This is a genomic window from Ligilactobacillus sp. RTP31139st1_D10_RTP31139_211217 (assembly GCF_040226755.1).
In the GTDB taxonomy this organism is placed as follows: Bacteria; Bacillota; Bacilli; order Lactobacillales; family Lactobacillaceae; genus Ligilactobacillus; species Ligilactobacillus animalis.
Map to the genome: position 1 here is coordinate 1 of NZ_JBCOAR010000013.1, position 20,709 is coordinate 20,709.

Below are 20,709 nucleotides of genomic sequence, written 5' to 3' on the forward strand. Positions count from 1 at the left end.
AAACTATATAATTCTTTCTAACAATGTAGAAGAATGTACTTAAACTTCTATATTGTTCTACATTTTATATAGCAGAATTAGGAATTTTGGAAGTGGTACCATATATACAATAAGTGGTTCTTGATTAGGGGAATGCTCATGACATGAAAAGCCCTAGATTTTTTTGAGAAAATTTAATTAAAATCTGCAAAAATGGACATGACGACTTGAAAAAAGCCTTAAAAAAGTGCACAATGGTATATAAACTTATAAATTGAGGAGTTATAAAGCGCATGGCTAAAAGAGGAATGTTGATCGTCCTTTCAGGTCCTTCTGGTGTGGGGAAGGGTACTGTGCGAAAGGAGATCTTTTCACAAGAAGGAAACAACTTTGACTATTCGATCTCAATGACGACTAGACAAATGCGACCAGGCGAAGTTGACGGTAAAGATTATTACTTCGTTTCAAAAGAAGAGTTTGAAAAAGAGATCGCTGACGGAGGCATGTTGGAGTATGCTCAATATGTTGACAATTATTATGGTACACCATTAAAATACGTTAATGAGATGCTTGATGCGGGTAAGGATGTCTTTTTGGAGATCGAAGTCAAAGGTGCAATGCAAGTACGTGAAAAAGTTTCTGACGGCTTGTTCATCTTCTTGACCCCACCTGACCTAATGGAACTTCGCCAACGGATCATCAATCGCGGGACTGATGATCTAGAAACGATCGATAAGCGTATGGAAAAGGCAAAAGACGAGATCGAAATGATGCAAAATTACGATTACGCGGTCGTAAACGATGAAGTTGCTAAGGCAGCTGAAAAGATCAAAACGATCATTCGGGCTGAACGTTGGCGTGTTAAACGTTTCTTGCCTGATTATAAGAAACAATTAGGGGTCGACTGACCGCTTTAAGTCGAGAGCTAAGAAGTTTAAATGTGAGGCAATAGCGCAATAAATCTAGGAAAGGAAGAGACTATATTCTTCACAAGTTTATTTTGACTTGTTCACATTCATATAGTCGAGAATATTCAATGATTTTATATCCATCAGTAGATGAACTTTTAGAACGTGTCGATTCACGTTACTCTTTGATCATGCTTGCATCTAAGCGTGCCCATGAACTTGATGCTGGGGCACATCCAATGTTAAGCGAATATGAATCGGTAAAAAGTGTTGGCCGAGCTTTAGAAGAAATCGTTGCCGGTGACCTTAAGATCAAATCTGAAGGTGAAGAAGGCTAATATAGTAGAGTGAGACTGAGGTTGACCTTGGTCTCATTTTTTTTGAACAACTAAAAATATTAAATTTGAGGAATGTGCTAAAATATGTATAGATAATTAAAGGGGCTGATTTTTTGGAGAAAAAACATATAGCACTCTATGTAAGTGGTGGGATCGCGGCCTATAAAGCAGCTATTTTGGCGCGACTCTTCGTTAAACAAGGGGCAAAGGTCAAGGTCGCAATGACTAAAGCGGCGCAAGCGTTTGTTACACCACTAACTTTTAAGGGCTTGACCCATCAAGAAGTTTATACCGATCTCTTTGAAAATGATTCACCTGTACCACATATCAAGTTAGCCGATTGGACCGATCTAGCTGTGGTAGTACCAGCTACAGCTAATGTGATCGCTAAAATGGCTAATGGGATAGCTGATGACTTTGTAACGACTGCTCTATTAGCGACGGCAGCGCCTAAATACGTTGTGCCTGCCATGAATGATAAAATGTGGGCTGATCCTGCAACAAGGCGCAATATTGCACGATTACAGGCCGATGGTGTTGCAATTTTAGAGCCAGTGAATGGTCTATTAGCTGAAGGTTATGCCGGTAAAGGCCGGATGCCCGAACCAGAAGCTATCTATGCTTGGATCGCTGACGTAGAAAATATCGAACAAGATCTTAGAGGAAAAAAAGTTTTGATAAGTGCAGGCGGGACCCGAGAAGCGATCGATCCAGTCAGATATATCGCCAATCGTTCGAGTGGAAAAATGGGATATGCCTTAGCCAAGCGAGCTTTAGCCCGGGGAGCAGAAGTTACCTTGGTCACTGGCCCGACTAAACTAACGCCACCAGCAGGGGTCACGACATATGAGATCCAGACTGCCGCAGAATTAGAGGAAGCGATGCTCACCCATTATGCCAAACAAGATATTGTGATCATGGCAGCCGCAGTGGCGGACTATCGCGTTAAAACAGTTGCAGAACAAAAGATCAAGAAAAATGCTGAAACATGGCAGTTAGAGCTCGTAAAAAATCCGGATATCTTAAAACGGTTAGGCGAATTAAAGCGTGAGCAAGTATTGGTTGGCTTTGCGGCTGAAACGACCGATCTTTTAGCGCATGCAACTAAAAAGTTACAGCAAAAAAATGCTGATCTCTTAGTTGCAAATGATGTTTCACGAAAAGATATCGGCTTTGGGGCTGACGATAATGAAGCCTGGCTATTGACAAGAAAAAACGCACCTAAAGCTACGGGTAAGCTAAAAAAGACGCAATTAGCTGATCTGATCTTGAGTTCTGCTTTGCAGTTACGAGGTGAGAGCTGATGGCACGTTATGCGCAAGTTATTGTTGATGTGCCCGCCATGCAGACTAATCGTCCCTATACGTATGAGTTACCGCAAGAATTACAGGATCAAGCTCAGGTAGGGATGCGAGTGATCGTTCCTTTTGGTAAAGGAGAACGCCAGATCCAAGGGTTTATCGTCGGTCTGACTGATGAATATGAGCTTGCGATCGCTCCTAAGCGCGTTACAAGTTTAATGGACTTAGCCCCAGTTTTGAATAATGAAGCTTTACAATTAGCCGATTGGTTAGCCCAAAAGACATTTTCATTTAAGATCCGTTGCCTGCAAGTGATGTTGCCTAATGTCATGCGTGCGAGTTATTCTAAGAGTTTACGTTTGCTTTCGGCTGTTGAATTACCGCAAGAACTGAACTCACTTTTTGCTGGAGGATCCGAGATCGAATTTGATGAGAGCAAATTGTCGGCACAACAATTGAATAAGTTAGCACAAATGCGCCAAGCTGGTCATTTAGAAGTGGTCTATCATGTTAAAGATCGGGCTAAAGCTAAGCTAGTCGGGGTGGTGACTTCACTGGTCGATGAACAAAATTATACTCAATTCAAAGCTAAAGTGCGGAAAAATGCCCATAAACAATTGGAGTTATTAGAATTTTTATACCAAAATCCGCACCAAAGTTTTTTGCAAACAAAGCTACAAGCAGATTTACAAGTCAGTCTAAATCAATTAAAAAAAGCGGCTCAGCAAGGCTGGCTAAAATTAGCTCAGCAAGAACGCTATCGTGATCCCTATGGTGATAAAACGCTCCAAGTAACTACGCCCAAGCAATTAACGCCTGAACAACAGCGAGCGGTCGAACAGATCGATCAAGCGATAACAGCTAAAAATGCGACTGCATTTTTATTGGAAGGTGTGACTGGCAGTGGTAAGACAGAAGTCTATCTGCAAGCGATCGCCCATGCATTGAGCCAAGGACGTTCGGCTTTGATGCTCGTACCAGAAATATCGCTGACGCCACAGATGGTCCAAAGAGTCAAAGAGCGTTTCGGCAAAGATGTTGCGATGTTGCATAGTGCGTTATCAGATGGAGAACGTTATGATGAATGGCGTCGGATCGAGCGCAAGGAAGCCAAAGTCGTAGTTGGTGCGCGCTCAGCTATTTTTGCTCCTTTAGATGATCTTGGGCTGATCATTATTGATGAGGAGCATGAAGCGAGTTATAAACAAGAAGATATGCCCCGTTATCAAGCCCGGGATGTGGCGCTTTGGCGTGGAAAATACCACAATTGTCCCGTCGTTTTAGGCTCAGCGACCCCAGATCTAGCGACGCGTGCGCGGGCGCAAAAAGGTGTTTATCAACAATTGAATTTAACTAAACGGATCAATGGTAGCTCTTTGCCACAGGTCACTTTAGTCGATATGCGTGAAGCGGTCAAAACAGCGCCTGCTCCAGATTTTTCGCAGATATTGCTTGATCAGATCACCGAACGTTTAGCTAGAAAAGAACAGGTCGTCTTGATGTTGAATCGGCGTGGCTATTCGTCGTTTGTTTTGTGTCGCGATTGCGGCTTTGTCTTGAAGTGTCCGAATTGTGATGTTTCGTTGACCTTACACATGGATACGCACTCGATGAAATGCCATTATTGTGGTCATGAAGAAGCGATCCCGAATCGCTGTCCGAGTTGTGATAGCAAAAAGATCCGTTACTATGGGACCGGAACTCAAAAAGTCCAAGCTGAGTTAGAAAAGTTATTGCCTGAAGCAAGGATCTTACGGATGGATGTGGATACAACACGTAAAAAAGGCGCACATGAGCGGTTATTAGCTAAATTTGGAGCGCATGAAGCTGATATTTTATTAGGAACACAAATGATCGCTAAAGGGTTAGACTTCCCCGATGTGACTTTAGTTGGAGTTTTAAATGCTGATACATCTTTGAGTTTGCCAGATTATCGTTCGAGTGAACGGACTTTTCAACTTTTGACCCAGGTAAGTGGACGGGCTGGACGGGCCGATAAGACCGGCCAAGTGGTCATTCAGACTTATAATCCCGAGCATTATGCGATCCAGTTAGCCTGTCGTCAAGATTATGAGCAATTTTTCTTCTATGAGATGAATTTGCGCCATTTGAACAATTACCCGCCGTATTACTATACGATCAAGATCACAGTTAGTGCTAAAAGTGAGGCAGAAGCTGCTAAAGAAAGCTTTGCGATCAAAAAAGGACTCGACCAATGCTTGAGCCCACAAGCGCTAGTTTTAGGGCCAACGCCAAGTTCGATCTTAAAGATCAAGAATCGGTTTTATTACCAATTAGTGATAAAATATAAACAAGAACCCGCTTTGGAAAAATATTTACAAGACTTGCTCTTACAAAGCCAAAGCGGTGAGAAAAAAGGGATCATGGTCGTGATCGATCGTGAACCAGTCAATTTTTTATAATGTTAAGTAAAGAGGATGATAAGTGAAATGACATCAGTAGTATTTATGGGGACACCACAATTTGCTGCCCCGATCTTAGAAGGTCTAGTGACCAATGGATATGACGTAAAAGCAGTCGTGACTCAACCAGACCGTTATACAGGACGTAAACGAGTCTTGACAGCTTCACCAGTCAAAGAAATGGCTTTAAAACATGGGATCAAGGTTTTACAACCAGAAAAGATCTCAGGGAGTCCTGAGATGCAAGAGATCATTGATCTACATCCAGATTTGATCATTACCGCCGCTTTTGGTCAATTTTTACCTACTAAACTGATCCAAGCAGCAAAGATCGGCGCGATCAATGTTCACGGTTCCTTGTTGCCTAAATACCGTGGGGGGGCTCCGGTACAGTATGCGATCATGAATGGGGATGATAAGACAGGTGTCACGATCATCTATATGGTCAAGCAGATGGATGCGGGCGCAATGTTAGCTCAAAAAGAGATGCCGATCGGACCAAAAGACGATACAGCTTCGATTTTTGAAAAGATGAGTATCTTAGGGCGCGATACCTTACTAGAAATGCTACCACAATTGATCGCAGGTGAGATCAAACCAGTTGAACAAGATGAGACTAAAGTCGTCTTTTCACCAACGATCAAACCAGCAGAAGAGAGCTTGAGTCTAGATCTGACAGCTAAAGAACTCGACTGGAAGATCCGTGCATTACGCCCAGCTCCAGGCGCATACTTTGCCGATCTCAAAGGTAAGCGGACTAAATTATGGGAGATCGAACCATTGACGCAAACAACTGAGTTTGAAGCTGGGACAGTGGTCGAAGTTTCAAAACATGAGCTGATCTTAGCTGCAGCTGAAAATACGACTTATAGTGTCAAAATTTTACAACCAGCAGGTAAGCCTAAATTAAAGATCACCGATTATTTAAATGGTGTTGGTCAAGGACTAAAAGTAGGGCAAAAGGTAATTTCAGATGGCAAAGAAGATAAATAAGACACCACGTTATTTAGCGGTTGAATTGCTTGAAAAAGTCGAAAAGCAAGGCGCATATTCAAATTTAGCACTCAATCAAACGATCAAGCAAAATGAACTGACAAAGCGGGATGCCCATTTATTGACTAATATCGTCTATGGTGTGATCCAACATAAGCTTACTTTGGAATATTATTTAAAGCCTTTTATCAAACGGCCAAATAAATTACAAAGTTGGGTCAAACAACTGCTTTTAACGGCGCTTTATCAACAGATATATTTGGATAATATTCCTAAACGGGCGGTCTTTAATGAAACGATCGAGATCGCTAAAGTTAAGGGGCATGCTGGGGTCCGAAAGTTTGTCACAGGGATCTTACATGCGATCGATCGCCAAGGCATACCGAGCTTAGATGCGATCACTGATCCGATCGAAGCTTTGAGCATTGCGACTAGTACACCGCGGTGGTTGGTCGAGCAGTTGCAAAAAGAGGTCGGTACAGCTAAAACTAAAAGTATCTTAGAAACTATCAATCAAGCACCAAAGCAAACCGTCCGTATCAATACTAAAGTAACGACAGCTGAGGCCCTAGCGGCGCAGTTAGAAGCGGAAAAACTTGAAGTAGCTAAAAGTCCAGTCACGCCGTTAGCATTGCAAGTCAACACTGGCTTTATTCCAGCAACAGAAGCTTTTAAAACTGGTCAAGCGATCGTGCAAGATGAAAGTGCGATGTTGGCAGTTGAATCGATGGCGATCAACGCTGGTGACCAAGTTTTAGATGCTTGTGCAGCACCAGGCGGAAAGACTACGCAGATCGCTGCCCAGTTAGAGACCGGCCAAGTTACTAGCTTGGATATCCATAAGCATAAAGTCGCTTTGATAGAACAAAATGCGCTCCGGGCCCATGTTGAGGCGCAAGTGAAAGCTTTACAAATGGATGCACGCAAGGCGTCCGAAGAGTTCGCTAAGGAAAGTTTTGATAAAATACTAGTAGATGCTCCTTGTTCAGGGATCGGTCTGTTACGGCGCAAACCTGAGGTCAAGTATGAGAAAAAATATCAAGACTCATTAGACCTTCACCGGATCCAAGTTAGCATTTTAGATGCGGTGGCACCGTTACTAAAAGTCGGTGGCACCCTGACATATAGTACCTGTACGATCTTAGACAGTGAAAATCAACAAACTGTCTCGGCGTTTCTAAAAGCCCACCCAGAATTTGAGCAGGTCAAAACCAAAACGGCTTTTGAGCTCAAAGCCGACCGTCAAGAGCTGGGCTTGACGATCTATCCTGATGATCACTTATCGGATGGATTTTATATCGCAACATTAGTTAAAAGAACTGAGGTGTAACAGATGAAGATCGCATATACAAGTGATGTTGGTCAAGTCCGCCAAGTCAATGAAGATCGCGTCGCAACTTTTAAAAATAAAGCTGGCTTTAGCTTTGCGATCGTAGCAGATGGCTTAGGCGGACATTTAGGTGGGGAAGTTGCCTCTGAAATGGCAGTTTCTCACCTCGGCTACCTATTTGAACAGACAGAATTAAGTGATGCAACAGCAGCGATAAAATGGCTCGAAGATCAAGTGATCGTTGAAAATAATAGTATTTTGAAACGAGCTGATCAATATCAAGATCTAGCTGGAATGGGAACGACACTTGTATGTGCGATGATCTTTGCCGACCAGATCGCGATCTCAAATATCGGTGATAGTCGAGCGTACTTGTTACATGCCGGTGAATTTGAGCAGATCACAGAGGATCACTCTTATGTCAATGAATTAGTCAAGCGTGGTGAGATCAGCAAGGAAGAAGCTAAACATCATCCGCACAAGAATATTATTACACGGACGTTAGGGGTCTCTAAGCAAGCTAAGATCGATTCATGCATTTTAAAGCTATTGCCGACCGATATGTATTTACTCTGTTCGGATGGCTTGACGAATATGTTAGATGATGAAAAGATCAAGCAGATCTTAGAGTTGCCCGAATTGTCTTTGCAAGCAAAAGCTGAAAAACTAGTTGAGCAAGCTAATTTAGCTGGAGGTTCGGATAATATCACAGTTTTGATAATTTGGTCAGATGAGGAGGACGATGAAAAATGAGAGCCGGTTATGCGATCAATGGTCGCTACCGCATCATCCGCTCTTTAGGCGAAGGTGGCATGGCTAATGTTTACCTAGCTTACGATCTGATCTTAGAACGTGAGGTGGCAGTCAAGCTCTTGCGTCTAGATCTAAGCGACGATAAAGCTGCAATCAGGCGCTTTCAACGTGAAGCCAATTCGCTGATCGAGCTCGATGATCCACATATCGTTGATATTTTCGATGTTGGTGAAGATCATGGTATGCAATATTTGGTAATGGAATATGTTAAAGGGATGGATCTCAAGCGCTACATCGAAAAGCACAAGCCATTAGCCTATGCTACAGTGATCGAGATCATGGAGCAGATCTTGTCAGCCGTAAAAGAAGCGCATAGTCATGGGATCATCCATCGCGATCTAAAGCCCCAAAATATCTTATTAGATGAAGCGGGAAATGTTAAAATAACTGATTTTGGGATCGCGATCGCCTTAGCCGAAGAAACTATGACTAAGACCAATACGCTGATGGGATCAGTTCATTATATCTCACCCGAACAAGCGCGGGGCAGCATGATAACTCAACAATCTGATATTTATTCATTAGGGATCATTTTGTTTGAAATGTTGACAGGGCGCGTTCCATATGATGGTGAAACAGCTGTTTCGATCGCATTGAAACATTATCGCAGTCAAATGCCATCGCCCCGTTCATTTAAGCAAGATATCCCCCAAGCCTTAGAAAATATCGTTTTGCATGCTACTGCTAAAGATTGCGCTGATCGTTATCAAAACGTGGAAGAGATGCAAGCTGATCTAGCAACTTGTTTAGATGAAAAACGAACAGCTGAGCCACGTTGGCGTCCGCGGATACATGTGGAAGAAGAGACTAAGATCTTACCTAATTTTTATGATGAGGTAGCTCGTGAAGATAAAAACTTAACTAAGACGGTACAAATTACACCAGAACCTAAAAAAGCCGTGAAAGTTCGGCCTAAGCGGTTGAAAATTTGGTTGCTAGTGATCTTAGCGTTACTAGTGGTTCTTGGGGCGATTGTTTATACGCTTCCAAGAGATGTATCGGTCCCTAATTTAAAGGGAATGCATAAGAAAGAAGCGGTCCAGTTATTGGAAAGTCAACGCTTGAGTCTAGGTAAAGTGACTTACCAATACGATGACCGCTATGATGTAGGCTGTGTGACCTTTACCTCTCCAAGTAAGGGAACGACAGTCAAACAGCGCACTAAGATCGATCTGATCTTATCTAAGGGGCTACCTAAAAAAGCTTTTGGCGATTATCGTGGTCGTGATTTTAGTGATGTTAGTCGTAAATTGAAAGCTCAAGGGGTCACGGTCAAACAAAAGAAACAGTATTCAGATAGCGTAGCAAGTGGTGAAATAATTGCCCAATCGATCTCACCTAAAAAGAAAGTTGCCTTTGCCAAAACGACGGTAACATTTACAGTCAGTCAAGGCCCTAACTTAGAAGGGATGATCGATCTAACAGGCTATACTTTGAGTGAAGCTAAGGAATATGCAAGTGAATGTGGTTTAGAATTAGTTGTGAAAAAAACATCAAGTTCAAAGAAGAAAGCTATGTTCGTGATCGCCCAAGAGCCAGCAGTAGGGACACCTTTGCACGAAGGTGATGTTTTGGAGATAACTTTGGGTAGTAAGACTGAAAATATTCCCTACAACTATGAAGTAGAATAGAAATGAAAGGTGATAGAGTAATTGACAAAAGGACAGATCAGACAATCTTTAAGTGGCTACTATGATGTGGTCACTACTGATGGTGTAGAGTATCGAACTAGAGCACGAGGAAATTTTCGCAAAAAAAAGCAAACTCCGCTGGTGGGGGATTGGGTAGAGTTTAAAGCGCAAAAAGCCGACGAAGGATATATTTTAGAGATCTATCCGCGAAAAAATCAGTTAGTCAGACCACCAATGGCCAATTTAGACACAGCTCTAGTAGTTACCGCATGTGTCCAACCGGATTTTTCCAGTAATTTACTTGACCGTCAGTTAGCGATGTTAGAGGCGAATGATGTCTCACCAGTTTTGTATTTTTCAAAATATGATCTTCTTACCGAAGAACAAAAAGCCAAGCTTGATCCGATCCTCAACTACTATGCTAAGTTTTATCCGGTCTATCGGGGCAGCTTGCCAGCTCGACCGGAGACGTTAGAGACGATGTTAGCAAATTTACATCATCAAGTCATCGTTGTTATGGGGCAGACTGGTGCGGGCAAGTCCACACTCTTGAATCAGTTAGAGCCCAGTTTAGAGCTAGCAACTGGCGAGATCTCTAAGGCCTTAAGTCGTGGACGGCATACGACACGTAAAGTTTCACTTTTGCCGATCGGAGATAATCTATTAGCTGATACGCCTGGTTTTTCATCCTTTGAATTATTAGAGATCACTAAAGAACAACTTCCAACGCTCTTTCCAGATCTAGTAGCTCATCAAGCTGACTGCAAATTCAGGGGATGTATGCACATCAATGAACCTAAATGTGCAGTCAAGGCAGCAGTCGAGGCGGGAGAGATCATGCCTAGTCGCTATGCTAATTACCAGTTGTTTCATGATATGATCATAAATCAAAAACCTAAATATAGATAACGGAGGAATTTAATATGAAAATTGCACCTTCAATTTTAAGTGCTGATTTTGCAAATTTAAAAGATGATGTTTCTGTAGTAGAAAAGGCAGGCGCTGAATATTTACACATCGATATAATGGATGGCCATTTTGTCGATAATTTAACATTTGGAGCTAATGTAGTAAAGGCTTTGCGCAAGCATTCAGAATTAGTTTTTGATTGTCATATGATGGTCGATGAACCAGAAAAATATATCACTGATCTAAAAAATGCAGGTGCTGATATCGTTGGGGTCCATTTAGAAGCCACACCGCATATCCATCGTGTTTTGAGCCAGATCAAAGCTAGTAGTCTGAAAGCAGAAGTTGTTTTGAATCCAGGGACACCAGTTATGGCGGCAGCAGAAATTTTACCGCTAGTCGATCAAGTTTTGATCATGACAGTCGATCCAGGTTTTGGTGGTCAAGCTTTTATCCCTGAAACAGTTGCTAAGGTAGCTGAATTAGCAGCTTATAAAAAAGAACATGGGCTTGACTTTGAGATCGAAGTTGATGGTGGGATCAATGCTGAAACGATCAAAGAAGTTGCCCAAGCGGGAGCAACAGTTGCAGTTGCTGGTTCATACGTTTTTAACGCAAAAGATCCAGCAATGCAGATCGCAACGTTAAAAGAAGCTGCTAGATAGGATGCAAGTAAATTTATTAGTCGGAGGTCCAGTGGATCATCTGCCACCGGGGCTTTTGCAAGCTAAGAAAAATGAACGCTGGGTCGGAGCTGATATGGGAGCAGTCCGCTTATGTCAAGCAAAGATCAAGCCCTTATTAGCTGTTGGCGATTTTGATTCTGCAACTGCAGAACAAGTCAAGTTAGTCACAGAAGCCAGTCAAGCTATCTGTAGTTTACCGGCAAAAAAAGACTATACCGATACTGAAGTAGCATTGTTAGAGATCGAGCGCCGGTATCATCCGGAACAGATCGTGGTCTACGGGGCCACTGGGGGACGAAGTGATCATTTTTTGGCTAATTTATTTAGCGTTTTACGTTTAGATTTTCCGACATTTGTGCCTAAAGTTTGCTTCAAAGACTGTCAAAATGAAATTCGATTTTATTTACCTGGAAGTTATACATTAACTAAGTTAGAAGAAATGAGTTATCTCTCATTTATTTCCTTAACACCGGTAACTAAACTAACGCTCCCTGATGAAAAATATCAATTATTTGAGCAAGATCTTTCACTGCCAACTGCATATGTCAGCAATGAATTTGTTGGCGAAAGTGCTAGTTTTAGCTTTGATAGTGGCGTGTTGTGTGTTATTCAAAGTAAAGATAGTTAAAGAAATAATGGTCGTCAATTATTTGGCGATCATATTTTTTTGCAAAAAAATATTGCTTTTTGATTTGTTTTAGATTAAAATTAACGAAACATTAATTAATGTTAAATGATATATAGCATGAGGGGGAGTATTATGAAATTTAAACGATTGGTGACTGGGGCACTTGCTTTAGCAGCCACAGGCTTATTAGTGACAGCTTGTTCAAACAAGCAAAAGGCAAATTCTACAGGGCAGGTAGCTTCAAAACAAGTCTTGAATTGGAGTTATCTAGCTGAACTGGCAACGCTTGATCCATCGAAGGTCTCGGATGCCTATAGTGGTGATATCATCAATAACTCGATGGAAGGGCTATATCGCTTAGGAAAAAACAGCAAGATCGAACCAGGATTAGCGACACAAACAGAAGTCTCAGATGATAATTTGACATATACTTTTAAGTTAAGAAAAGATGGTAAATGGTCTAATGGAGATAAGGTGACCGCGCATGATTTTGTTTATGGTTGGCGCCGAACTGTTGATCAAAAAACGGCCTCACCATACGCTTATCTCTATAGTGGAGTCAAAAATGCTGATGCGATCGTTAAAGGTGAAGCTAAACCTGAAACTTTAGGGATCACAGCTAAAGATGATCATACCTTAGTGGTAACTTTGGAGAAGCCGATCCCATATTTCCAACTATTATTAGGCTTTGAACCATTCTTACCTCAAAATCAAAAAGCAGTCGAAAAATTTGGTGATGAGTATGGAACTTCGGCTAAAACCATGGTCTATAATGGACCATTCGTAGTTGAAGGTTGGACAGGTTCTAACTTGAATTGGAAACTTAACAAAAATCCAAATTATTGGGACAAAAAGAAAGTCAAACTCGAAACGATCAACTTTAAGGTCAATAAGAGCACAACGACATCGTATAATCTCTATCAAAGTAAGCAACTCGACTACACGACTTTGAGCAATGAACAGGCTAAGCAATTGGCAAAAGATCCAGCATATAGTGCCTTAAAACAAGCCCGGACTACCTACCTAGACTTTAACCAGACAAAGGAAAGTTTTAAGAATTTAAAGATTCGGCAAGCACTATCCTATGCTGTCGATCGCCAAGAATTAGCTAAAAATATCGTTGGCGGTGGTTCGCAACCAAGTCTAGGGATCGTTTCTCAAGGTCTAGCTGAGTACAAAGACCAAGACTTTGCTCAGGCAGCGAAAACGACAGCTGGTGTCAGCTATGACAAGAAAAAAGCCAAGGAATTATTGAAGGAAGGTTTGGCTGAATTGGGCCAAGATAAATTATCATTTACTTTAATGAGTAGTGATGATGATATTTCAAAGAAAGTGGCTGAATTTATCCAAAGTCAGCTGGAAGAAAATCTATCTGATGTTAAAGTTTCAGTCCAAAGTGTGCCATTGAAAACACGGATCGCCCGTGGTGAAAAAGGTGACTTTGATGTTCAGTTAAGTGGTTGGTCAGCCGATTTTGCTGATCCGATCAGTTTCCTAGATCTCTTTACAAAGGATAATTCTTATAACTTTGGTAAATGGGAAAATGCAGAATACGACCGCTTGATCGAAGCTTCCAAAACGACTGATGCGAGTGATAAAGCGAAGCGTTGGGATGATCTAGTTCAAGCGTCTAAAGTCTTAAGTGAACAACAAGGTGTGGCGCCGCTTTATCAAACTAATGTACCGCAGTTGATAAATGTGACTGTTAAAGGTTTGATCCAAAATTCGGCAGGTGCTACTAATAATTGGAAAGAAGTTTATATCATTGAGTAGATAAAAACTCCCCGTAAATAGCCTAGTGCTACCTACGGGGAGTTTTTATGTGTTTTTAAGGTAAAATAAAAAGCCCTCAAGTTGGGGCCTGTAAACGCCTCGATTAGACGCGTGTAACTTTACCGGATTTCAAAGCACGAGCTGAAACCCATACCTTCTTAGGCTTGCCGTCAACCAAGATGCGTACCTTTTGCAAGTTTGGCTTCCAGCTACGGTTTGTTTGGTTCAAAGCATGGGAACGCTTCTTACCAAAAGTTGTCTTACGACCAGTTACAAAATCTTTAGCCATGATTATATCCTCCCTTATCTCGAATTAAGGAGCAAGGGGTCTTGCTCATTCACTAAATAAAATTATCATAGATAGCGCGCGATTGCAATAGTTTTCTATAAAGTAATTTTGCTTGACAGCTATAAATGCCTAAAATATAGGCTTTTCCAAAAGTTAAATTTTTATCTAAACCAATATTAGTGGCCTAATAGGGGAGAATGCTAGTATTTAAAGGGTAAAAAAGATAAAATGAACAACTGTTTTTGGGCAATTGCGATAAACATGGTATAATGAAAGGACAAGTATTGATTGAGCAGTGAAAAACTGAACATCGATTTGATATTTCTTTTCCATTTTTTGGGAAAAGGGAATTGTCTTATTAGTTAAGGAGGCTGTATAAAATGGCTGTTAAAATTCAAAATCAATTTGGAAATATCGATATCAGCAATGAAGTGATCGCAACTGTTGTTGGTGGAGCCGCAACTGAAATTTTCGGGATCGTTGGTATGGCCAGCAAAAACCAGATTCGAGACAATTTGAATGAAATTTTAAAGCGTGACAATTACTCTAAAGGTGTTGTGATTCGTCAAGAAGATGAAGGCATCGCTGTGGATGTATATATTATTGTCGGTTATGGTACAAAGATCTCAGAAGTTTGCCGCAATGTACAAGATAAAGTTAAGTACAATTTAGATTCAATGTTAGGCATTACCGCTGAATCTGTGAATGTTATCGTTCAAGGCGTACGTGTCATCAACGATTAGTACCGCGAAATAACCAAGGAGGAGTTAGTAACTTGAAAGTGGAGAATATTACTGAAACAGAATTTCGTAAAATGATTCTGGTCAGTTCGAAAAGATTGACTAATAATGCAGAATTTATCAATTCATTGAATGTGTTTCCGGTGCCCGATGGGGATACAGGGACAAATATGAGTCTTTCCTTTGCGAGCGGTGAAAAATATGTTGCCGAGTCAACTTCAAGTAATGTTGGGGAATTAGCTAATGCTTTAGCTAAAGGTCTGTTGATGGGGGCACGTGGTAACTCGGGTGTTATTTTATCCCAAGTTTTCCGTGGCTTTTCAAAAAGTGTTACCCAAAAAGAAACTTTGAGTGCGGCTGATCTGGCTGTAGCCCTTCAAGGTGGGGTCGAAACAGCTTATAAAGCAGTTATGAAACCGCAAGAAGGTACGATCTTGACGGTAGCACGGAAGGCAGCTGAAGCAGCTAAAAAAACGGCTGCCCAAACAGCTGATGTCGTTGAAGTTATGAAAGCGACTTATGAAGCTGCGGAGGCTGCGTTACAAACGACCCCAGATCTTTTACCCGTTTTAAAAGAAGTTGGCGTTGTTGATTCTGGTGGTCAAGGACTAACTTTTGTCTATCAAGGATTTTATGATGCTTTAGCTGGCAATGAACGCCAAGAAGATGAAGTTCATACACCAAGCCCGATCGAAATGGATGAAATGGTCAATGCAGAACACCATAAGAGTGCCCAAAGTCAATTGCATACTGAAGATATTGAATTTGGTTACTGTACTGAGATCATGGTCCGTTTAGGGGCAGGACGCTTAGTCGACAAGGAATTTAACTACGATGAATTCCGGGAACATCTATCTAAGATCGGGGATTCATTACTCGTTATTGCCGACGATGAAGTGGTTAAAGTTCACGTCCACACAGAGCATCCAGGTAAGGTATTATCCTATGGTCAAGAATTTGGTTCTTTGATCAAAGTCAAAGTCGATAACATGCGTTTGCAACATGAAACGATCTTGGAAAAAGATGATGAAATGCCAGCACCTAATATTCCGGCTACCCCAGAAGTTCAAAAAGAATATGGTGTGATCGCGATCGCTTCAGGTGAAGGGATCGCTAATATCTTCAAAAACTTGGGCGTAACGCATATCATCAATGGTGGTCAAACGATGAATCCAAGTACGAAAGATATCGTTGAAGCGATCGAGCAGACCAATGCTAAGAAAGTGATCATCTTACCAAACAATAAGAATATCTTCTTAGCAGCTCAACAAGCAGCTGAAGTAGCTGATGCTCAAGTTGCCGTAGTTTTGAGTAAGACGATCGCCCAAGGTATGAGCGCAATGCTTGGCTTTAATGATGCAGCTTCGATCGAAGAAAATACCGAAGCGATGACTGAAGAAATGGATGCAGTTCTTTCAGGGCAAGTTACGGTCGCGGTACGTGATACAACGATCGAGGGTCGCCCGATCAAGAAAGATGATTATATGGGGATCGTTGATGGTAAGATCGTAGTCACCCAACCAACTTGTGAACAAGCAGCGATCGAGATGGCTAAGGTGATGTTAGATGAAGATAGTGAGATCGTAACGATCATCTATGGTCAAGATGGTTCAGAAGAACAAGCAAACGAAATTGCAGCTCAGCTTGAAGAATTAGATCCTGAGATCGAAATTGAGATCCATGAAGGTGACCAACCAGTTTATCCATACTTGATCTCAGTCGAATAATGCGCGATAAATTCTAACTTCTAGCGAGCATAGAAGTTAGAATTTATTTGTTTGAGGGGGATTATTTATGGCACGAGCCTTGACGGACTCACCTGCAGTGTTGAAAGGCGTGGGTCCTAAAAAATTACAGGCGTTGAACAAATTAGGGATAAATACGATCGAAGACCTGTTGACCTATTACCCATTTCGCTATGAGGATCTGACGGTCAAACAACTAAGCGACGTAGCTGATGGCGAAAAAGTCGTCTTAAAGGGTGTCATCGCTGCACCACCAGTCGTTTCTAATTTTGGCCGGGCTAAAATGCGGTTGAATTTTGGCTTATTGGTCGAAAATGATCTAGTTAAAGTGACCTTTTTTAATCAAGGTTATTTAGCTAAACAATTGAGTACGGGGCAAGAGGTCGCGATCTATGGTAAATATGATCAACGCCGCCAGAGTTTGACTGGGATGAAAGTGATGTATCAGGCTAAAGATGAAGATCTAGCTGGTGTTTACCGGGCTTCAAAGGAGATCACGGCTAAAACGATCAAAGATCTTGTTTCACTAGCCTATGCTGACTACCATGATCTGATATTTGATATCGTCCCCGATAGTTTGCGCCAAAAATTTCGCTTAGAGACACGTGCGCAGATGATCCATGATATGCATTTTCCAGTGACTTTGGCTCAAGGAAAAGCAGCCCGGCGTTCAGCGATCTTTGAAGAGTTTTTTAAATTCCAATTGCGGATCCAACTGCTTAAGCAAAAACACCGTAAGGAAAACGGGATCGTTATCAAATACGACAACGATAAATTGCGTCAATTCATCAAACAGTTACCGTTTGAACTGACAGCGGCCCAAAAACGGGTCGTTAACGAGATCTGTCGGGATCTACACCGGCCGGAACACATGAATCGTCTCTTACAGGGGGATGTGGGTTCAGGAAAAACGGTCGTGGCGGCTTTAGCCATGTATGCTGCTGTTACAGCGGGGTATCAAACGGTCTTGATGGCACCGACTGAGATCTTAGCGCAACAACATGCCCAAAAGTTAGCCCAATTGTTTGAAGGTATACCAGAGGTCAACGTAGCCTTATTGACCAGTAGTGTGACTCGCAATCAAAAGGCTAAGCAGACTTTACTGGATAATTTAGCCAGTGGGGAGATAAACCTATTAGTCGGGACACATGCAGTGATCCAGGACAATGTCAATTTTAAAAAGCTAGGCTTAGTCGTTACTGATGAACAGCATCGCTTTGGTGTTGGTCAGCGTCAAGCTCTACGCCAAAAGGGAGATTCTCCTGATGCCTTAGCGATGACCGCGACTCCGATCCCACGGACATTAGCGATCACGACTTATGGTGAGATGGATGTTTCGATAATTGATGAACTACCTAAGGGCCGGCAAACCATTAAAACAAACTGGTTACGCCAAAAGCAATTTACGCAAGCACTTGACTTTATGGAACAACAGTTGCAAAATGGTTCACAAGCTTATGTGATCTCACCATTGATCGCTGAGTCAGAAATGCTAGATCTTCAAAATGCTACAGAGATCTATGAAAAGTTAAAGGCTCACTATGCAGGACGCTATGAGTTAGGATTGTTACATGGTCAGCTGACGTCCGAACAAAAAGATGAAGTAATGGATCGCTTTAAAGCAGGTGAGCTAGACGTTTTAGTCTCGACTACAGTGATCGAAGTTGGGGTCGATGTTCCTAATGCAACAGTCATGGTGATCTTAGATGCTGACCGCTTTGGTTTAGCGCAGTTGCATCAATTGCGTGGTCGTGTCGGACGGGGCAATAAACAATCATATTGTTTGTTAGTAGCTGATCCTAAGAGTGAGTATGGGATCGAAAGAATGAAAACAATGGTCGAAACGACAGATGGCTTTGTGATTGCCCAAAAAGATCTAGAATTACGCGGCCCAGGGGATGTTTTAGGTAAGAAACAATCGGGGCTACCGGATTTTAAGATCGGTGATCCAGTGAGTGATTTCAATATTTTACAAGTAGCACAATTAGAAGTGGCTAAACTTTTAGCCGACGAAAAATTCTGTTATCGTCAGGAAAATACCGGCTTGATGCGCTATTTGAATCAAGAGCTTACTTATTTTACCAGTTTTGACTAAAGAGAGGATGTATGAAATGAAAATTGCGATCGATGCAATGGGGGGCGACAATGCACCCGAAAGTGTTGTTAAGGGTGCGCTCAAAGCACGTGATGAGTTCAGCGACCTAGAACTTGTTTTGTATGGTGATAAGACCGCGATCGAGAAATATATAACTGATCAAACGCGGATCACGATCGTTAACACAACTGAAGTGATCGGGATGAATGATGAACCGGTCCGGGCGATCCGGCGTAAGAAAGATTCGTCTTTGGTCGTGGCAGCTAATGCAGTCAAGGCTAAAGAAGCCGATGCGCTGTTTTCTTGTGGGAACACAGGGGCTCTTTTGACAGCGGGACTTTTACTGGTCGGACGGATCAAGGGGATCACGCGTCCGGGCTTACTATCGACTTTACCTGTTGTTTCAGGACAGGATGGAGCATTCAACTTACTTGATAGTGGGGCTAATGCCGATAGTAAACCAGAGCACCTTTATCAATATGCCCTTTTAGGTACGTATTACGCTAGCAACGTTCGCGGGATCAAAGAACCACGGATCGGACTATTGAACAATGGGACTGAACCGCATAAGGGAAGTAAAGTGACACAAGAAGCTTACCAACTTTTAGCAGCTGATGAAAATTTGAATTTTATCGGAAATGTTGAGTCTAAAGATCTGATGAAAGGTGTCTGTGATGTAGTCGTTGCGGATGGCTTTACAGGGAATGCAGTCTTAAAAGCGATCGAAGGGACGGCTCTAGCTGTAATGAGTTTGTTGAAAGACACGATCGCCAATGCTGGTGCTAAAGGCAAATTAGGTGCACTATTACTAAAAGACGATCTAAAGAGCATTAAGGGTCGCATGGACCAAGCTCAATATGGTGGTGCGGTCTTACTTGGGGTCAAAGCACCGGTCGTTAAAGCGCACGGGTCAAGTGATGATCTGACAGTGTATTACACATTAAAACAGATCAGGACCATGATCAATGAAGAAATGGTGCCTAATTTTACAAAATACTGGCAAGCCCAACAAGCGAAAGAAGCTTTAGATAGCAAAGACGCTGAGTAATATGATATACTTGTTTGCGAAAAACTAGGATAGGTGAGGTTGATATCCATGACAGAAAACGAAATTCTTACAAAGATCACAACAATTATTGAGGATCACTTCGATGTCTCCACTGATAAGGTGACAGAACAAACAAACTTTAAGACTGATCTTGATGCCGATTCGATCGATCTGGTAGAATTTGTTTTGGAATTAGAAGATACTTTTGGTGCTGAAATTTCTGACGAAGATGCCGAACAAATCGTGACAGTTAAAGATGCTGTAGATTATATCGCTTCACATCAAGGATAGAATTATCTTAGACCAGCTGTAACAAAGCTGGTCTTTTTTGCTATAATGGATAATGCATTAATAAAGTGAGGAGAATCATTTTGATAATTGGACTAACACAAATGCTAAAGGATGATTTTGGCATTGATTTTAAAAATACAGCTTTACTTGACGAAGCTTTTACCCATGCTTCTTATGTAAACGAACATCCACGTGAAAAACTAAAATATTATGAACGGATCGAATTTCTAGGCGACGCTGTGATGCAACTTTGCGTCTCAGAATACCTATTTAAACGCTATCCTACTTTACCAGAAGGAAAACTCTCACGCTTGCGTGCGGCGATGGTCTGTGAAGACAGTTTCAGCAAATTTGCTAAGGAATGCCATTTTGATGAATATATCCGCTTAGGCAAAGGTGAAGAAAAAGCCAATGCACGTAATCGGGCGTCGTTACTTTGCGATATTTTTGAAGCTTTTATCGGGGCATTATACCTTGATCAAGGTAAAGGCGTCGTAGTCAGCTTTATCAGTCGGGTCGTCTTTCCTAAGCTTGATCTGGGCTGGTTTGATCACTATTTAGATCATAAAACTGAACTTCAAGAATTATTGCAACAACATGGGGATTGCAAGATCACTTATGTAAAAGTTGCTGAAAATGGTCCGGATAATGAAAAAGAATACACCATGGCGGTTTATGCTGATGGACAAAAGATCGGTGAAGGAAAAGGAATGTCAAAGAAAGCTGCCGAACAACAAGCGGCTTTCCAAGCATTAAAAGCACTCCAAAAAAATTAGTTTATTTGAAGGG

At 41.8% G+C, this 20,709-nt stretch carries 19 protein-coding genes; 18 read left to right on the forward strand and 1 reads right to left on the reverse strand.

The genetic code is table 11. The annotated features are described in order from the left end of the window. The first annotated feature begins 272 nt into the window (after nt 1-272). The 12 genes from gmk to ABT996_RS08105 all read left to right on the forward strand — a co-directional run bounded on the left by gmk (nt 273) and on the right by ABT996_RS08105 (nt 13,712). Nucleotides 273-887: a guanylate kinase gene (gmk, locus tag ABT996_RS08050; protein WP_010688870.1), complete on the forward strand. Its 615-nt coding sequence runs from the start codon at nt 273-275 to the stop codon at nt 885-887. A 128-nt stretch (nt 888-1,015) separates the two neighbouring features. Beyond that, nucleotides 1,016-1,225, forward strand: coding sequence for a DNA-directed RNA polymerase subunit omega (gene rpoZ, locus ABT996_RS08055; RefSeq protein WP_004047376.1), 210 nt, complete (start codon nt 1,016-1,018; stop codon nt 1,223-1,225). Nucleotides 1,226-1,338: 113 nt separating this feature from the next. After that, nucleotides 1,339-2,529: a bifunctional phosphopantothenoylcysteine decarboxylase/phosphopantothenate--cysteine ligase CoaBC gene (gene coaBC, locus ABT996_RS08060; protein ID WP_010688872.1), complete on the forward strand. Its 1,191-nt coding sequence runs from the start codon at nt 1,339-1,341 to the stop codon at nt 2,527-2,529. Then, nucleotides 2,529-4,949, forward strand: coding sequence for a primosomal protein N' (gene priA / locus ABT996_RS08065; RefSeq protein ID WP_035447863.1), 2,421 nt, complete (start codon nt 2,529-2,531; stop codon nt 4,947-4,949). Before coaBC ends, priA begins: the two co-directional genes overlap by 1 nt. Nucleotides 4,950-4,976: 27 nt before the next feature. Beyond that, nucleotides 4,977-5,942, forward strand: coding sequence for a methionyl-tRNA formyltransferase (gene fmt / locus ABT996_RS08070; RefSeq protein ID WP_010688874.1), 966 nt, complete (start codon nt 4,977-4,979; stop codon nt 5,940-5,942). Further along, on the forward strand, nt 5,923-7,272 hold the full coding sequence (gene rsmB, locus ABT996_RS08075) for a 16S rRNA (cytosine(967)-C(5))-methyltransferase RsmB (RefSeq protein WP_035447865.1): 1,350 nt from the start codon (nt 5,923-5,925) through the stop codon (nt 7,270-7,272). The genes fmt and rsmB overlap by 20 nt, the downstream gene beginning before the upstream one ends. Before the next feature lie 3 nt (nt 7,273-7,275). Continuing rightward, entirely contained in the window at nt 7,276-8,025 is a 750-nt protein-coding gene (locus ABT996_RS08080) for a Stp1/IreP family PP2C-type Ser/Thr phosphatase (protein ID WP_010688877.1), read from the forward strand. After that, the gene (gene pknB, locus ABT996_RS08085) at nt 8,022-9,716 is read left to right on the forward strand and encodes a Stk1 family PASTA domain-containing Ser/Thr kinase (RefSeq protein ID WP_035447867.1); all 1,695 of its coding nucleotides are present in this window, start codon (nt 8,022-8,024) and stop codon (nt 9,714-9,716) included. The genes ABT996_RS08080 and pknB overlap by 4 nt, the downstream gene beginning before the upstream one ends. 21 nt (nt 9,717-9,737) lie before the next feature. Further along, a complete protein-coding gene (rsgA, locus tag ABT996_RS08090; RefSeq protein WP_010688881.1) occupies nt 9,738-10,625 on the forward strand; it encodes a ribosome small subunit-dependent GTPase A in 888 nt (295 codons plus the stop codon). Between the two features lie 14 nt (nt 10,626-10,639). Continuing rightward, nucleotides 10,640-11,290 carry a ribulose-phosphate 3-epimerase gene (gene rpe, locus ABT996_RS08095; protein WP_035447869.1) on the forward strand — a complete coding sequence of 217 codons (651 nt, stop codon included), beginning with the start codon at nt 10,640-10,642 and terminating at the stop codon, nt 11,288-11,290. A 1-nt stretch (nt 11,291) separates the two neighbouring features. Then, nucleotides 11,292-11,939, forward strand: a complete 648-nt coding sequence (locus ABT996_RS08100) for a thiamine diphosphokinase (RefSeq protein ID WP_035447870.1) — start codon at nt 11,292-11,294, stop codon at nt 11,937-11,939. 132 nt (nt 11,940-12,071) lie between these two features. Continuing rightward, the gene (locus ABT996_RS08105; RefSeq protein ID WP_035447873.1) at nt 12,072-13,712 is read left to right on the forward strand and encodes a peptide ABC transporter substrate-binding protein; all 1,641 of its coding nucleotides are present in this window, start codon (nt 12,072-12,074) and stop codon (nt 13,710-13,712) included. Between the two features lie 103 nt (nt 13,713-13,815). On the opposite strand, the gene rpmB is transcribed toward ABT996_RS08105, so the two are convergent. Beyond that, a complete protein-coding gene (gene rpmB, locus ABT996_RS08110) occupies nt 13,816-14,001 on the reverse strand; it encodes a 50S ribosomal protein L28 (protein ID WP_004047397.1) in 186 nt (61 codons plus the stop codon). 380 nt (nt 14,002-14,381) lie between these two features. Between rpmB and ABT996_RS08115 the strand changes: the two genes are divergently transcribed. From ABT996_RS08115 to rnc, 6 genes are all read left to right on the forward strand, one after another. Next, a complete protein-coding gene (locus ABT996_RS08115) occupies nt 14,382-14,744 on the forward strand; it encodes an Asp23/Gls24 family envelope stress response protein (RefSeq protein WP_004047399.1) in 363 nt (120 codons plus the stop codon). Between the two features lie 32 nt (nt 14,745-14,776). Next, complete coding sequence (locus tag ABT996_RS08120) at nt 14,777-16,468, forward strand: DAK2 domain-containing protein (protein WP_035447875.1); 1,692 nt, start codon at nt 14,777-14,779, stop codon at nt 16,466-16,468. A gap of 67 nt (nt 16,469-16,535) precedes the next feature. After that, nucleotides 16,536-18,581 (forward strand): ATP-dependent DNA helicase RecG, encoded by a 2,046-nt coding sequence (gene recG / locus ABT996_RS08125; RefSeq protein ID WP_035447876.1) that lies wholly within the window; start codon nt 16,536-16,538, stop codon nt 18,579-18,581. A gap of 16 nt (nt 18,582-18,597) precedes the next feature. Beyond that, nucleotides 18,598-19,629, forward strand: a complete 1,032-nt coding sequence (gene plsX / locus ABT996_RS08130) for a phosphate acyltransferase PlsX (RefSeq protein ID WP_035447880.1) — start codon at nt 18,598-18,600, stop codon at nt 19,627-19,629. Between the two features lie 48 nt (nt 19,630-19,677). Then, complete coding sequence (gene acpP / locus ABT996_RS08135; protein WP_010688893.1) at nt 19,678-19,920, forward strand: acyl carrier protein; 243 nt, start codon at nt 19,678-19,680, stop codon at nt 19,918-19,920. A gap of 80 nt (nt 19,921-20,000) precedes the next feature. Continuing rightward, entirely contained in the window at nt 20,001-20,696 is a 696-nt protein-coding gene (gene rnc / locus ABT996_RS08140; protein ID WP_010688894.1) for a ribonuclease III, read from the forward strand. Nucleotides 20,697-20,709 lie beyond the last annotated feature (13 nt).

Coding starts and splice junctions, on each gene's coding strand:
- gmk (WP_010688870.1), top strand. CDS start 273: ATGGCTAAAAGAGGAATGTTGATCGTCCTTTCAGGTCCTTCTGGTGTG.
- rpoZ (WP_004047376.1), top strand. CDS start 1,016: ATGATTTTATATCCATCAGTAGATGAACTTTTAGAACGTGTCGATTCA.
- priA (WP_035447863.1), top strand. CDS start 2,529: ATGGCACGTTATGCGCAAGTTATTGTTGATGTGCCCGCCATGCAGACT.
- fmt (WP_010688874.1), top strand. CDS start 4,977: ATGACATCAGTAGTATTTATGGGGACACCACAATTTGCTGCCCCGATC.
- rsmB (WP_035447865.1), top strand. CDS start 5,923: ATGGCAAAGAAGATAAATAAGACACCACGTTATTTAGCGGTTGAATTG.
- ABT996_RS08080 (WP_010688877.1), top strand. CDS start 7,276: ATGAAGATCGCATATACAAGTGATGTTGGTCAAGTCCGCCAAGTCAAT.
- pknB (WP_035447867.1), top strand. CDS start 8,022: ATGAGAGCCGGTTATGCGATCAATGGTCGCTACCGCATCATCCGCTCT.
- rpe (WP_035447869.1), top strand. CDS start 10,640: ATGAAAATTGCACCTTCAATTTTAAGTGCTGATTTTGCAAATTTAAAA.
- ABT996_RS08100 (WP_035447870.1), top strand. CDS start 11,292: ATGCAAGTAAATTTATTAGTCGGAGGTCCAGTGGATCATCTGCCACCG.
- ABT996_RS08105 (WP_035447873.1), top strand. CDS start 12,072: ATGAAATTTAAACGATTGGTGACTGGGGCACTTGCTTTAGCAGCCACA.
- rpmB (WP_004047397.1), bottom strand. CDS start 14,001: ATGGCTAAAGATTTTGTAACTGGTCGTAAGACAACTTTTGGTAAGAAG.
- ABT996_RS08115 (WP_004047399.1), top strand. CDS start 14,382: ATGGCTGTTAAAATTCAAAATCAATTTGGAAATATCGATATCAGCAAT.
- recG (WP_035447876.1), top strand. CDS start 16,536: ATGGCACGAGCCTTGACGGACTCACCTGCAGTGTTGAAAGGCGTGGGT.
- plsX (WP_035447880.1), top strand. CDS start 18,598: ATGAAAATTGCGATCGATGCAATGGGGGGCGACAATGCACCCGAAAGT.
- acpP (WP_010688893.1), top strand. CDS start 19,678: ATGACAGAAAACGAAATTCTTACAAAGATCACAACAATTATTGAGGAT.